1 protein-coding gene is annotated in these 739 nt (G+C 52.2%); it reads left to right on the forward strand.

Going from position 1 to position 739, the window contains the following annotated elements; all coding sequences use genetic code 11:
- A partial coding sequence (locus tag OCT63_RS21370; RefSeq protein ID WP_269984593.1) for a cadherin-like domain-containing protein occupies positions 1–739 on the forward strand: 739 nt, incomplete at both ends.

Consider the following 739-nt stretch of genomic DNA (forward strand, 5'->3'; position numbering starts at 1 on the left):
TGGCTCGTTAACCTTCACAGACGCTGATCTATTAGCAGGCGCTGCAGATATAGATGGTGATGAGCTGCCTATCACGGATGTGTCGTACACGGGCGCTGAAGGGGTGTTCACCGATAACGGTGATGGCACGTATAGCTTTGCTCCGAACGAGAACTTCAATGGCGATGTAAGTCTGGACTTCTCAGTATCTGACGGAACAGAGACCGTTAATGCAAACATCGACGTAACGGTAACGGATGTCAACGATGCACCAGTGGCGGGCGCTACGTCTTACCAAATGAACGAAGACGGCAGCATCACATTGAGTCCTGAGCAGTTGATTGCTAACAGCTCGGATGTGGATGGTGACGTGTCGCTTGATAGCGTGAGCTACTCGGGTGCCGACGGTATCTTGGTTCAAAACGAAGACGGCTCAGTCACCTTTGCTCCGAATGAAAACTTTAACGGCGATATCAGCCTTGATGTGACCATTATCGATGACGATGGTGCAACAGCGACCACAACGGCGGGTATTGATGTTATCGCCGTCAATGACGCGCCAGTGGCGGGCGACTTGGCTTACTCAGTGGATGAAGATGGTTCAATCACCCTAAGCCAAGAGCAACTGCTTGCCCAAGCATCGGATGTGGATGGCGATGATCTAACGGCTGCCAACTTAACCGCGGGTGATAACGCGACGGTGACGGCCAACGATGATGGTTCATTCACCATCACGCCGGATGCGGACTTCAACGGTGAT

This window comes from Vibrio sp. RW (assembly GCF_027587105.1).
GTDB lineage: Bacteria > Pseudomonadota > Gammaproteobacteria > Enterobacterales > Vibrionaceae > Vibrio > Vibrio toranzoniae.